Source organism: Mycobacterium decipiens, from assembly GCF_963853665.1.
In the GTDB taxonomy this organism is placed as follows: Bacteria; Actinomycetota; Actinomycetes; order Mycobacteriales; family Mycobacteriaceae; genus Mycobacterium; species Mycobacterium decipiens.
Window position 1 is genome coordinate 634,419 of record NZ_OY970459.1, and the last position, 13,058, is coordinate 647,476.

The following is a 13,058-nucleotide window of genomic DNA, read 5'->3' on the forward strand; positions in this document are numbered from 1 at the left end:
GCAGATACGATGTTCCGATATCCAATCCGACGCCAAGTGGTTGGCGAGCTATGCCCAACATGTGTGGTCCCTCCGGCCACGGCCTCGAAGCTTTGGGTGAGCCCCCCGGGGCCGCCACTATGTTAACGGAGATTCCTGCACCACGACAGGCAAATTTGGGTTTCCTTCGGACCCTTCCGAGTTATGGTGGGGCGGTGACCGCGAGCGTTCGGCGGCGGCCGAAGGACCGCAAGGCGCAAATCGCCCGCGCGTCCGCGCAAGCGTTCAGCGCGCAGGGTTATCACGCGGTCAGCATGGAAGCCATCGCGGCCAAAGTCGGGATCTCGGCCGCCGCGTTGTACCGGCACTACGCCGGCAAGTACGACCTCTTTCGCGGCGCTGTGCTGGGGTTGAGCCAGCAACTTGTCGACGGCACGGACGTCGAGCAAGCAGAGCGCCCGGCGATCATGCAGGACCGGCTCGTCATCGCCCTCGTCGACGCCACCCTGGACAACCGGGATTCCGCCGGCCTGTATCGTTGGCAAGCCCGCTATCTCCGTGCCGAGGACCAAGCCACACTCAGCGGTCAGCTTCGGTTGGTGAATCGTCGGATTCAGAAGCCGCTCATGGCGATTCGGCCGTCGTTGCATTCGTCGCAGCGGTGGCTGCTGTCGGCGGGGGTGCTGAGTGTGATCGGCAGTATCGTCGACCACAACGCGCGGTTGCCGGCCGAAGAGATCCGTGCGCTGTTGGGTGCCGCGGCTGCGGCGATCCTTGCTGCAGAGCTTCCCGAGCCGGGCACCGTCATGCCCCGACCAGCGTCTTGGCGGATCTTTACCGAGGATGCCGGTGTCTACGAAGCGTTGCTCCACGCTTCGATGGTGTTGTTCAAAGAGCGGGGTTATACCGAAACCAGCATGGCGCAGATTGCGTCGGCTGCGGGAATGCCGGTGTCGGGAATCTATCGATACTTTTCCGGCAAGTGTGAGATCCTCGCGACCGGGTTGCGTCGGGCCGCCGACCGGATCTCCGGGCAGCTGTCCGGGGTCCTGGGCGCCCTCACCGAACCCCGCCAGGCGTTGACGCTATTGATCGATGCTTACGTGGCAACGTCGTTCGCCAACCCCGAACTGGTTGCGGTTTACTACACCGAACGGGTCAACCTGACCCCGGCCGACCAAATGCTGCTGCATAACGTGCAGCTGTCGACGATCGATTCGTGGGTGCGGCTGCTGACCGCTGCGCGGCCGTCGCTCACGCCGATGCGGGCCCGGTTCCTGGTGCACGCTGCGATGGCGCTGGTGGTCGATCTGGGGCGAATGGTGGAGGACCAGAACAACGCCGCCTATACGCAGGCGTGCGTGCGGAAACTGATGGAACTCACGTTGTTTGGTCCGGCAACAAAAGTAGCGCCGCCCCGACCGCGAGGCGGGCGACGTCAAAGCTCTTCGAGCCCAAGTCATGTCGAGCGCCGGTAATTTCGACGACCTCGGTCGGAGCGGCGATCATCGCCGCGGCATCGCGCACCTCCGCCAGCGTGCCGAACGGGTCTGATGTTCCGTGGGTGAAGACCGTGGGCACCCTGATGTCGGGTAGATGCTCGGTGCGGGCGCGTTCCGGCTTTCCCGGTGGATGAACCGGATAGGAGAACAGCGTCAGCGCGTCGACCGATGCTTGGTTGGCCGCCACCACCATGGACGTCTGACGACCGCCGTAGGAATGTCCCCCGGCGATCAACGGGCCGTCGGCAAGGCCGCGGCACAACATGATTGCCTCGACGATCCCGGCTTGGTCGGCTGCCGCCGAGCCGGATGGTGGACCGGTGGGACGGCGCCGGCGGAAGGGCAGGTTGTATCGCACGGCAAGCCAGCCGCGGCGCGCCCATTCAGCGCAAACCTGTTGCAACAGTTTGGATTCCCGGCTGCCACCGGCGCCGTGGGTCAGTACCACCACCCCTCTTGGAGGTTCAGCGGGTGGATGCGCGACGCCCGCGATCTGCTCGAGATTCATGACAGCCGGAACAGCGGTGAAACGGGGCCGTGGCCGCGGCCCAACGGATAGGCGGCGCGCAGGCATTCGGTCACCCAGCGCTTCCCGAAGGCGACGGCATTGGGCACGGTGGCGCCGTGCGCCAACGCGGCGGCGATCGCGGTGGCCAGCGTGTCACCGCCGCCATGGTCATTGCCGGTGGCCAGTCGCTGCGCGTCGAACTCGTAGAAGTCGGCGCCTTCGGAGGGGCCACCGTAGAGCAGGTCACAGCTGCTGTCCGATGCGCGCAGGTGGCCGCCCTTGACCAGCGCCCAACGTGGCCCCAGCGCACGCAGGGCCTTCGCCGCCGCACGTTGCGAGGTCGAGTCGATGACGTCGATATCAACCAGTAGGCGCACCTCGTCGAGGTTCGGTGTCACCAACGTTGCCAACGGGAACAGCTGAGTGCGAAGCGAATCCAGGGCGGACGGCGCCAACAGCGCGTCTCCGTGCATGGATGCGCAGACCGGGTCGACGACGAGCGGAGCAGCCAGGTCGAGCCGACGCCACGTCGTGGCCACCGTGTCGACGATGCGCGACGACGCCAGCATCCCGGTCTTGGCGGCTTGAACGCCGATGTCGGTGACCACGGCCTCGATCTGACCGGCCACCACATCGTCGGGAACCTCGTGAATACCCCTGACTCCCAACGTGTTCTGCACGGTGATCGCCGTGACCGCGACGCACGCGTGCACTCCCAGCAGTGCCATGGTGCGGATGTCGGCCTGGATGCCAGCGCCGCCCCCGGAGTCCGATCCGGCGATGGTCAGCACCCGCTGCGGCGTCGTTCCCGCCGGCGCCAGCGGTAGGAAGGTCACTGTGTGATTGGGAGGTATACCCGGTTGCCGTGCTCGGCGAACTCGCGTGATTTTTCGGCCATTCCAGCGGCGAGCATGGCCTCGATGTCCGCTTCAGTCTCAAGCCCGTGTTCGGCCGCGTAGTCGCGGACATCCTGGGTGATGCGCATGGAACAGAACTTCGGCCCGCACATCGAGCAGAAGTGGGCGCTCTTGGCCGGCTCGGCCGGCAGTGTCTCGTCATGGAATTCCCGTGCGGTGTCGGGATCCAGCGAGAGCGCGAACTGGTCGTTCCAGCGGAATTCGAAACGAGCGGTGGATAGCGCGTCGTCTCGCTCCTGGGCGCGGGGATGCCCCTTGGCCAGGTCGGCTGCATGGGCCGCGATCTTGTAGGCGATGACTCCGTCCTTGACGTCCTTGCGGTCCGGCAGCCCGAGGTGCTCCTTGGGGGTGACGTAGCACAGCATCGCGGTACCGGCCTGGGCGATGATGGCCGCACCGATCGCCGAGGTGATGTGGTCGTAGGCCGGCGCGATGTCGGTGGCCAGCGGGCCCAGTGTGTAGAACGGCGCCTCCTCGCAGAGTTCTTCCTCAAGCCGCACGTTCTCGACGATCTTGTGCATTGGGATGTGTCCGGGACCCTCAATCATCACCTGTGCGCCACGGGCTTTCGCGATCTTGGTCAGTTCGCCCAGGGTGCGCAGCTCGGCGAACTGCGCGGCGTCGTTGGCGTCAGCGATCGAGCCTGGTCGCAGTCCGTCGCCGAGTGAGAAGGTGACGTCATAGCGCGCGAAGATGTCGCATAGCTCCGCGAAGTTGGTGTACAGGAACGACTCCTGATGATGCGCCAGGCACCAGGCCGCCATGATCGAGCCGCCGCGACTGACGATGCCGGTGACCCGTTTCGCGGTCAGCGGCACATACCGCAGCAGCACTCCGGCGTGCACGGTCATGTAGTCCACACCTTGCTCGCACTGCTCTATCACGGTGTCGCGGTAGATCTCCCAGGTCAATTCGGTTGGGTCGCCCTTGACCTTTTCCAGCGCCTGGTAGATCGGCACGGTGCCGACCGGCACCGGCGAATTGCGCAAGATCCATTCGCGGGTTTCGTGGATGTTCTTGCCGGTGGAAAGGTCCATGATGGTGTCGGCACCCCAGCGGGTGGCCCACACCATTTTGTCGACCTCCTCGGCGATCGACGACGTGACCGCCGAGTTGCCGATGTTCGCGTTGACCTTGACCGCGAACGCCTTGCCGATGACCATCGGCTCGCTCTCGGGGTGGTTGTAATTGGCGGGGATCACCGCACGACCGCGGGCGACCTCGTCGCGCACCAGTTCCGCGGGCATGTCTTCGCGGGCGGCAATGAACGCCATCTCCGCGGTGATCTCGCCGGCGCGGGCCCGCTGCAGCTGCGTGCCGCGGTCGCGGACTACTTCGGGCCGATGCGGCAGCCCAGCGGTCAGGTCGATGACCGCGTTCGGGTCGGTGTAGGGCCCGGAGGTGTCGTAGAGGTCGAAGTGGTCTCCGGTGGACAGGTGCACCCGCCGGAACGGCACTTGCAGAGCTGACCCGGAGCCGGGAGCCTCGATTTCGCGGTAGGCCTTGCTGCTGCCCGCGATGGGGCCGGTGGTGACGGAGGGTTCAACGGTGACAGTCATCTTTCATCTCCCTACGCCGGCATTACCCGGTCAGGTTCGTACGGTCGACGGCCCCGAGCCGTCCTCTCAGCGCACTAGGCGTGCGCTCCCGCGTGGTTGGTTGTGCCTTGTTCGATTGCCCGGCTCCTCCTCGAATCACTGCGCGATTCGCATCGTCGCCGAGCCACCCCCACGCTAGCGCAGTGCGACGGTTGTGTGCAGGGGCATCTGAGTGTCAGCCGTGCGGGCCGGGTGTGCCGGGCGTACCAAACAGCTTTCCGCGGGCACCGCCGTTGCCGATCAGCCCGGCCGGTCCGCCGCTGCCACCGGTCTGGCCCGTCGCGCCCGGCGCCCCGTTTCCGCCGTTGCCGAACAGGATGCCACCCTGCCACGCGGCCGATAGGCCGAATCAGACCTCTTCCATCGCCTCGCCGAGTTCCTCGAGGACCCGGCTGTGGTGGTTACTTGCCAAGATGTGTCCGGTGGCGATGACCACGGCGACCGGCCAGTCGATGAGTTCGAGTGCGGCGAGTGCGGCCAGACCGCCGTAGTAGGCCAAGTGTTCCGGGCGGGGAATCTTCACCTGCCCCAGTACCGGCAGGTTCATCACAATGGTCTCGGCTTCACGGATCTTCGCCACCGCCTCGCGCTGGGATGTCGCTCGACGAGCGTTCTTTTCGGCCATCATTTGCCTTTCAGTAACGAAGGGTTTGCCGTCGTGCAGGGTCGTGCGGTCACCGTCGGGAATATGTCGACGAGGACCGATGCCCTGGCCGATCCCTTAGTTTCGTCGGTTGCTTTGCTGCTGACGGTGCCGTTGTTGGAGCTTTATGCCGTGCTGTGGCGCGTTGGCGTCGTCGAGGTTCGGGGGACTGACCACGGGAGGCGTCGCCGGAAAGCGCATCGGTCTCAGGTGGTTGAGGGTTTGCCGGGTCCGATTTGTCCCGATCCGTCAGCACACGGTTCAGAATGGCCACTGCGACGGTCGCAGCAGTCGCGGCTCCTATCGCCTGCGCCCAGCCGAGTGGGTCCAGGGGGGTGCAGCCGAGCAACTGGCTGACGACGGGGATGCTGATCAGGGTCGCCAATGCGGCGAGCGACCCCAGCGCGGTGAGCACAACCAGCCACGCATGCGAGTCCACCAGGGTTTGGCCCAGCTGAGCAGCGACCAGCGCCACCAGCGCCACGGTGGACGCGCGGCGCGGTAAGCCAGTGACCCCGGCCATCGCCCAGGCCACCGTTGCCGCCGCCGCGGTGGTCGCCCCGCGGATGCCGACAGCACGCCACAGTTCGCGCTGATCCGGGCCACGGGTCGGTTGCTTTTCCGGGTCGCTCGGCTTGCTGACCGCCAGCGCCGCCGCGGGCAGTGCGTCGGTCAGCATGTTTACCAGCAGCAGTTGGCGGGTGTTCAACGGCGAGGTCCCGGTGATTGCGCTGCCGATGATGGCGAAGGCCACCTCGCCCGCGTTGCCGCCAAGTAGCACCGACACCGCCGCCTGCACCCGCTGCCAAAGCTGGCGTCCCTCCAGGATTGCGGGCAGCAGTGACTCGATCCGGCCGTCGACCAACACCACGTCGGCCGCGACCCGGGCCGGGTCGCTGCCGTGAGCGACGACACCGATTCCGACGGTGGCGGCCCGGATCGCAGCGGCGTCGTTGGAACCGTCGCCGACCATCGCGCACACCCGGCCGACGTGTTCCAGGGTCTGCACGATCTGCACCTTGTTCTCCGGTGTCATCCGGGCGAAGATCACCCGCTCGACCACCGCCCGCTCCTGGTCCTTGCGCGACAGGGCATCCCACTCGGCACCGCTGATGATCTGCTCGGGGCCCACCTCCATGCCGAGCTCCTCGGCGATGGCCGCGGCGGTAATCGGATGGTCGCCGGTGATCAGCCGGATGTCCAAATCGTGCTCGCGCAGGTCGGCGAGCAGGGCTGCCGCTTGCGCGCGGGGGGTGTCGGATAGCCCAAGGAACCCCACCAAACTCAACCCGTCGCGGCACAATTTCGCAATGTCGTCGGGCTCGTCCACGACGGATTGTGCCTGTGGTGCGGTCAGCCGGCGCTGCGCCACCGCGATCACCCGCAACCCGCGGGCGGCCAGGTCAGCGACCGCGTCGTCCATGCTCGTGCCGATGCCTTCGCAGGCCGCCAGCACCACCTCGGGCGCGCCTTTGACGGTCAGCTCGGTGCCGGACACCGAGGCTGAGAAGGACCTACCGGAGCGGAACGGAAGGTGGGCGGCGGCTTCCGCGGCACCGGAGCCCGGACCATAGGCGCTGCCGGCGGATGCCGCCGCAGCTGCTTCGACGATGGCGACGTCGGTGGCGTGCACCTGCGGGCCGTTCGATGCCGGCGCGGCGTGCGTCGCACAGCGCAGCACTTCCTCGCTCGAGTAACCCGCCGCCGGCTGGACCTTCGCCACCCGCAACCGGTTCTCGCTGAGTGTTCCGGTCTTGTCGAAGCAGATGACGTCGACCCGGCCGAGCGCCTCGACCGAACGCGGAATGCGGACCAGCGCACCGAACTGACTCAGCCGTCGCGCGGACGCCTGCTGGGCCAGCGTCGCCACCAGCGGCATCCCTTCCGGCACCGCGGCCACCGTGACTGCGATGCCGCTGGCGACCGCTTGGCGTAGGCCCCGGCGGCGCAACAGCCCAAGCCCCGCGACCAGTGCGCCGCCGGTAATGCTGACCGGCCAGGCCTGGTTGGTGAGCCGACTCAGCTGGTGTTGCAGGCCAACATTGGACAGGTCAGCGGACACGAGCTCGGCCGCACGGCGCTCCTGGGTGTCGTGACCAACAGCGGTCACCATCGCGACCGCGGTCCCGGACACGACCGTCGTTCCCGCGTAGAGCATGCACCGGCGTTCGGCCACGTCGGCGCCGGGAGTGGCTTCGACTTGCTTGGCCACCGACAGTGACTCACCGGTGAGCGCGGACTCGTCGACCTCCACGTCGACCTCCTCGATCACCCGGGCGTCGGCGGGCACAACCTCGTGAGTCCGCACCTCGATGATGTCGCCCGGGCGCAGCTCCTCTGCGCGGATATCGATGTATACCGGCTGATCGTCGGCGCCGTTGCACACCTTCCTGGCGGGCGGAATCTGCTGAGCTAACAAGCGGTTCAGCCGGCTCTCGGCACGCAGCCGCTGGCTGGCGGCGAGGATGGAGTTTCCGGTCAACACCGAACCGACCATCACCGCGTCCACCGGCGACCCCAACACCGCGCTCGCCATTGCCCCAAGCGCCAGCATGGGCGTCAACGGGTCCGACAACTCCGCACGCACGGCCTTGGCCAGCTGCCAAACCGCGTTCAAGGGTGCTTCGGTCAGTTGCGCGCCGCGCTTTGCCGTGTGTAGGCCACCGGCCAGCGCACGTGCTGGGAACGCCGACTGCGGTGGCTTCGCCGCTGCCTGTCCATCCGGCGACGGCAACGCCTTGCGGACTTGCTCGACCGACATCGCGTGCCACTCATGAGTGGCTGCCGGTCGCGGCGCTTGTGCGCCGACGACCTTGCGCGCCAGCAGGTACCCCGAGAGCATTCCGGCCGCGGCGCCGGTGGTCACCGGTCCGGGACCGAGGCCGCGGACCCCGGGCAGCATCAACAGGGCGCCCAAAGCTGATGCACCACCAGAAATTTCGTTACCGCGCTGGCGTGCCGCTCTGGCCGCCGGAATCGCATGCAGCACCCGCCAGGCGGCCCCAAGATCGGGCAACAGGACATCTGCGTACCAGGGCGGTGCGCCGGCTCCGGGCCGCGGCATCACACCGAGTGCCACGTTGGCAAACGAAAGTGCTTGCGCCCCAACCGATGACAACACCGCTACCGTGCGCCCCGCCTCGCGCAGATCGGCCACCGTACGGGCCAGGGCCTCGTCGATGGACCCGTTAGCACCGTCTTCCCCGGGCCGTACGTCGTCGAACACCGGTCGCAACTCACCCAGTGAGTCGAGATCGACCGAAACCAGATCCGCCCCGGTGCGGTGTGCCTCAGCGACCACGGCGGAAGCCATCGGATCGTGCGCGGGACGCAAGAGTGCCTCGACTTCGGAATCAGGATCGCTGGCTGAGACGCCGGGCACCGGGTGCCAGCCGGGGCCCAGGCCGTTCTTCTCCAGCATGAGGTGCGCTCGGTTCCACACCGCGGACAGCTCGTCCTCGCCGCAGCCGCGGATGCGCGCCACGCGCAAGCTGTCGGTGCACAGCACTCGGGGATCGATGACGATCGCGTCGACCCGATCCAACCGGCGCAGACCGTCCGGCCGCAGCGGCAACACCGCGTGTTGTTCGGCCAAGCCTTGACCGAGCGCCGCGGCGAATGCCTCGGGCGTGGTCCGGCTGGCCTTGGGGGTCGCCACCAGTGTCGCGGTCGCGGCCGTGTCCACGTCGCGGGTCCCGGCACCGACCAGCCCCGCGCTAAGCGCTTGGACGAGCGCGAAACGACCGGCGTTGCGATCGACTGGATGCGCCGTCGGCGCGGGCTGTGACCAAGGGGAATGACGCTGGCTGGCCGGTTGGTCCGCGTGTGGTGCCAGGTGCGGTTCATGCCGGCGCCAGGCACTCGCCTCGGCGCGGCATTCCGCGGCCTTCAGGGACTCCATCGTCAGATCCACCGCCAATGCCGCCGGCGACTGCGTGACGGTGTGTGCGGCTGCCATTGCCAGCTCGAGGACGGTGTCCGTCGCCACCTTGCCTATTCGATCCTCGAGCAGGCGGCGCAGCCAGGGCTGGTAGTCCACGGCTGCCACGGCTGCCTCGAAACCGAGCGGAAACCGGGGCCACCGCAGCGCCCGGCCGGCGAGCGCCAAGCCCAGCCCGGCCGCGTTGGCGGCTACGGTGGCAGCTCTGATCGCCAGCACCACGCCGTCGCCCGGCAGACTTCCCGGCTGATCGGTGTCTTGGCTTGGGCGGTAACGGTCTTCGGCTTGTTCGGCGTCATCGACAACACGGCAAAGCTCACCCAGCGATATGCCGGCATCGTCGATGTCGACGACGACTCGGGATAGCGGGTAGTTCAGGCTCGCCGAGGTGACACCGGGGTGGGCTTGGACCGCGTCGAGCACGACTCGTCCGAGTTCATCGCCGCCCACACTGTCAAGGCCGCGCACCTCGATCCAGGCGCGACGCTCGCCACGCCAACAATTCCGGCTGAGTGTCTCGCGGGAAAGCTCACCAGAAAGTGCCTTGGCTCCTTCGCGCAGCGGGATGGTGGCAACCTTCATTCCCGTCTCGACACCGGCCTTGGCGGCCGAGCCCGCGGTCTTGGCCAGGATCACCGAGACAGCTGTCGCGGTGGTGATCGACGCGTCGGTCAGGGTGGCGGTCGCCCGCAAGCCCGTCGCGACAGCACGCAACGGCATAGCCCGTCCAATGGATGTAGCAATGCTCAAGAGTTGCTCAACGCCGCCGACTAGTTGGTGCTACGCAGCTCAGTGGTGCCCGTCCGGCGGCTGCCCGTCTTCTTGGCCGTTGTCTTGCTGGCGGACTTTTGTGGCGCTTCCTTTTCTGGTGCGGGCTTGTTGGGTACCGGTGCAAGTTTCGCCTTCACCGGTGGTGCGGCCACCTCGGGGCTGCGGTTCATCTTCCGCAATAGCAATGCTCCGCCGCCCACTGCCACCAGGATCGGCCAATCGACGAGGCCGGCGACACCAACCGCGCCGATGGCCAACGCGGCTGCCGCTGTCGACTTGCTGCCGCTGCTGAGTCCCTTCTGAATGCCTTTGGCGGCTCCGGTCACGCCTCCGACAACGCCGCTCACGGCGGCGCCGCCTACCGCGCCGGCGGCCGCCGTGGTCGCCGTAGCTGTGCGACTCACCGTTCGACCAACGCTGCGGACTGTCCCGCCCACGACACCCATGATTACTCCCTGGCCAAATTGCTTTCGTTTCAAAACGGTTTAACTACAGTTCTACACCCGTTAACCCGCCATTGTATTCGCAGCACTGATGACTAGAAATGCAAGCCTGCCATGCCGCCATCACTGAGACAACGCGGAACTTGTGTGCGAAGTGCAACCAAGGCCATTGGCTGCTTACCCGGCGTTCAGGTCGACGAGCACCGGAGCGTGATCGCTGGGTGCTTTGCCCTTGCGCTCCTCGCGCACGATCTGGGCGTCGATCACCCGGGCGGCCAATGCCGGCGAGGCGAGGATGAAGTCGATGCGCATGCCCTGCTTCTTCGGGAACCGCAGCTGCGTGTAATCCCAGTAGGTGTAGACCCCGGGGCCCGGGGTGAAAGGCCGTACCACGTCCGTGAATTGCGCGTCGACAAAGGCGTTGAATGCCCTGCGTTCCGGTTCGGAAACGTGCGTGCAGCCGGCGAAGAATTCGGTGCTCCAAACGTCGTCATCGGTGGGGGCGATGTTCCAGTCGCCGACCAGTGCGATCGGAGCCGCAGGATCGTTGCGCAGCCAGCCGCTTGCCGTGTCACGCAGCGCGGCGAGCCAATCCAGTTTGTAGGAGTAATGGGGATCGTCCAGGGCGCGACCGTTGGGCACGTAGAGGCTAAAGATCCGGACGCCGCCGCAGGTGGCGCCTAGAGCGCGGGCCTCGGCGGTGGCGGCCACCTCCGGCTTGCGGCTCCAGCTGGGTTGGCCGTCGAACCCAACCTGCACGTCATCGAGACCGACGCGGGACGCGATCGCCACGCCGTTCCACTGATCGAAGCCGACGTGTGCGACTTCGTAGCCAAGTTCGAACAGTGGCAATGCGGGGAACTGGCTGTCCGAGCACTTGGTCTCCTGCATGGCCAGCACGTCGACATCGGCGCGCGCAAGCCAATCAAGGACGCGGTCCAAGCGGGTGCGAATCGAATTCACATTCCAGGTGGCCAGCCGCAGGGTGCCGTCGGGCATGGCTAGAAGGTATCCGAGGTGGCCGAGCTGGCCGGGAGGTAGCGGCAGCGATGGTGTAGCCGGAAGCCCAAGGTTTCGGCAAGGGTGGCCGTGGCGGTGTCGTGCACGCGCACGTAGCCGCGGGTCGCGCCGCAGCCCGCGCCCCAACCCAACAGCGCTTCCCACAGCCGGCGGCATGCCGAGCCGGCCGCGTGTTGGTGGTCCGCGGCACGCATCGCCGACAGACCCACCCACCGGGTGCCGTCCGGAGCATCGGTCACCGCCGCGCGGGTGACCGCCACGCCCGGGTAGCTGCCGAATGCCAGCTCGCCGTCGAGGACGGCGGTCAGCTCGTCGAGGGGTACGTGCTTGCGGTAGAGCTGTCGCCAGGTGTCGTCGGGGTGGGCCAGCAACGTGATGGACTGGTCGGATTCACCGGTGGACACGTCGCGCACCAGTACCCGCTCGAGGCGTTCCCCGGCCAGTCCGGGCGGCAGTGGCAGCAACCGGTCCGGGACGGCCAGCCATGGCGGCAGGTCGCGGCCCGCATACCATGCGACGATTTCACCGATGGTGCTCCTATGGGCCGAAATATCCAGCGGCACTGCTGAATTGGCGGCCAATATGGTCCCGCGCCCGGCTCGCACCAGCCAGCCGTGCAACCAGGTTCGTTCAACGCCGGGCCAGGCCGCCGCAGCGGCGTGCTCGAGTCCCCGGATCGCCGCGGTGCGTACCGGCGCGTCGGTCAGTACCCGCAGGGCGACCACGTCGACGGGGGAGAACTCGACGATCGTGCCCGTCTTCGTCTGGACCCGTACCGTCGGGTCGACGGCCAGCAGCCGCCCGACCGCGTCGGTCAGCGGCGGCACCGATCCAGCGGGGCGGCGGTAGCGAACCGTTACTCGCGTCCCGAGCTCCGGCCACGAGGCCATCAGTGACCGAACGGGTCGGGACCCGCGCCGGGCAACCACGACAATCCGGGAACGCCCCAGCCGTGTGACTTGACGGCCCGTTTGGCGCTGCGCGCGTGCCGGCCGATCAGGTGATCCAGGTACAGAAGTCCATCCAGGTGCCCGGTCTCGTGCTGCAGCATCCGCGCGAACAGGCCGGTGCCCTCGATAGCGACCGAACTGCCATCGGCATCGAGTCCGGTGACCCGTGCCCATTTGGCACGCCCGGTGGGAAATGACTCGCCGGGGACCGACAGGCAACCCTCGTCGTCGGTGTCCGGGTCGGGCATGGTCTCGGGGATCTCGGAGGTCTCCAGTACCGGATTGATGACCACACCGCGGCGGCGAGCGGCCGATCCGCGGTCCTCGACACAGTCGTAGACGAAGAGCCGCATTCCGTACCCGATCTGATTGGCGGCGAGGCCGACCCCGTTAGCGGCGTCCATGGTGGCGTACATGGTGGCGATCAACTCGGCGAGATTCGCCGGTAGTGAACCGTCGGCGGCGACCGGCACCGGGGTCGTCGCGGTGTGCAAGACGGGATCGCCAACGATGCGGATGGGTAGGACTGCCATGGTCGGCTAGCTTAGGCGCGGCGACGATGCCCGCCGCAGCGCGGCGGGGGGAGGAGGCGGGCAGTCGGGTTTAGCGCGGCGACGATGCCCGCCGCAGCGCGGCGGGGGGAGGAGGCGGGCCAGGGGCTGTCCAATCCAAGCAGTCGGCCGACTCGCGGGTCTGCGTTACCGCCCACGAGTTCCGGGCGTGGTTCAATATTCGCCGAAAGATGCGCCTACGTGGTCACGTCAACGAACACATTGAGAATCGCCGG

At 67.2% G+C, this 13,058-nt stretch carries 11 protein-coding genes, 1 pseudogene and 1 riboswitch; of the genes and pseudogenes, 2 read left to right on the plus strand and 10 right to left on the minus strand.

Going from position 1 to position 13,058, the window contains the following annotated elements; translation table 11 throughout:
- Window positions 1-119 precede the first annotated feature (119 nt).
- Window positions 120-1,457, plus strand: a complete 1,338-nt coding sequence (locus AADZ55_RS02890) for a TetR/AcrR family transcriptional regulator (RefSeq protein ID WP_085323690.1) — start codon at window positions 120-122, stop codon at window positions 1,455-1,457.
- Here AADZ55_RS02890 and AADZ55_RS02895 read toward each other — a convergent pair.
- The 5 genes from AADZ55_RS02895 to AADZ55_RS02910 all read right to left on the minus strand — a co-directional run bounded on the left by AADZ55_RS02895 (window position 1,360) and on the right by AADZ55_RS02910 (window position 5,129).
- A complete protein-coding gene (locus tag AADZ55_RS02895) occupies window positions 1,360-1,989 on the minus strand; it encodes an alpha/beta family hydrolase (RefSeq protein ID WP_085323689.1) in 630 nt (209 codons plus the stop codon). The genes AADZ55_RS02890 and AADZ55_RS02895 overlap by 98 nt on opposite strands.
- On the minus strand, window positions 1,986-2,825 hold the full coding sequence (gene thiD / locus AADZ55_RS02900) for a bifunctional hydroxymethylpyrimidine kinase/phosphomethylpyrimidine kinase (RefSeq protein ID WP_085323688.1): 840 nt from the start codon (window positions 2,823-2,825) through the stop codon (window positions 1,986-1,988). Before thiD ends, AADZ55_RS02895 begins: the two co-directional genes overlap by 4 nt.
- Window positions 2,822-4,465 (minus strand): phosphomethylpyrimidine synthase ThiC, encoded by a 1,644-nt coding sequence (gene thiC, locus AADZ55_RS02905; protein ID WP_085323779.1) that lies wholly within the window; start codon window positions 4,463-4,465, stop codon window positions 2,822-2,824. Before thiC ends, thiD begins: the two co-directional genes overlap by 4 nt.
- A riboswitch (TPP riboswitch) is annotated at window positions 4,456-4,567 on the minus strand. Its footprint overlaps the gene before it by 10 nt.
- A gap of 112 nt (window positions 4,568-4,679) precedes the next feature.
- Complete coding sequence (locus AADZ55_RS23445; RefSeq protein WP_423202382.1) at window positions 4,680-4,823, minus strand: hypothetical protein; 144 nt, start codon at window positions 4,821-4,823, stop codon at window positions 4,680-4,682.
- A 30-nt stretch (window positions 4,824-4,853) separates the two neighbouring features.
- Window positions 4,854-5,129, minus strand: coding sequence for a hypothetical protein (locus AADZ55_RS02910; protein ID WP_085323778.1), 276 nt, complete (start codon window positions 5,127-5,129; stop codon window positions 4,854-4,856).
- Window positions 5,130-5,192: 63 nt separating this feature from the next.
- Between AADZ55_RS02910 and AADZ55_RS02915 the strand changes: the two genes are divergently transcribed.
- The gene (locus tag AADZ55_RS02915; protein WP_341286296.1) at window positions 5,193-5,504 is read left to right on the plus strand and encodes an Rv1535 domain-containing protein; all 312 of its coding nucleotides are present in this window, start codon (window positions 5,193-5,195) and stop codon (window positions 5,502-5,504) included.
- Here the strand turns inward: AADZ55_RS02915 and AADZ55_RS02920 are convergent.
- The 5 genes and pseudogenes from AADZ55_RS02920 to AADZ55_RS02940 form a co-directional block, all read right to left on the minus strand.
- Window positions 5,467-9,807 (minus strand): annotated as a pseudogene (locus tag AADZ55_RS02920) (HAD-IC family P-type ATPase); the annotation flags it as partial. The gene AADZ55_RS02915 and the pseudogene AADZ55_RS02920 sit on opposite strands and share 38 nt — an antisense overlap.
- A 50-nt stretch (window positions 9,808-9,857) precedes the next feature.
- On the minus strand, window positions 9,858-10,304 hold the full coding sequence (locus AADZ55_RS02925; protein ID WP_085323686.1) for a hypothetical protein: 447 nt from the start codon (window positions 10,302-10,304) through the stop codon (window positions 9,858-9,860).
- Between the two features lie 174 nt (window positions 10,305-10,478).
- Window positions 10,479-11,285 (minus strand): exodeoxyribonuclease III, encoded by an 807-nt coding sequence (locus tag AADZ55_RS02930; protein WP_207569023.1) that lies wholly within the window; start codon window positions 11,283-11,285, stop codon window positions 10,479-10,481.
- Between the two features lie 17 nt (window positions 11,286-11,302).
- Window positions 11,303-12,211, minus strand: a complete 909-nt coding sequence (locus AADZ55_RS02935; RefSeq protein WP_085323684.1) for an N-acetylglutamate synthase, CG3035 family — start codon at window positions 12,209-12,211, stop codon at window positions 11,303-11,305.
- Window positions 12,211-12,804, minus strand: coding sequence for a peptide deformylase (locus AADZ55_RS02940; RefSeq protein WP_085323683.1), 594 nt, complete (start codon window positions 12,802-12,804; stop codon window positions 12,211-12,213). The genes AADZ55_RS02935 and AADZ55_RS02940 overlap by 1 nt, the downstream gene beginning before the upstream one ends.
- Window positions 12,805-13,058 lie beyond the last annotated feature (254 nt).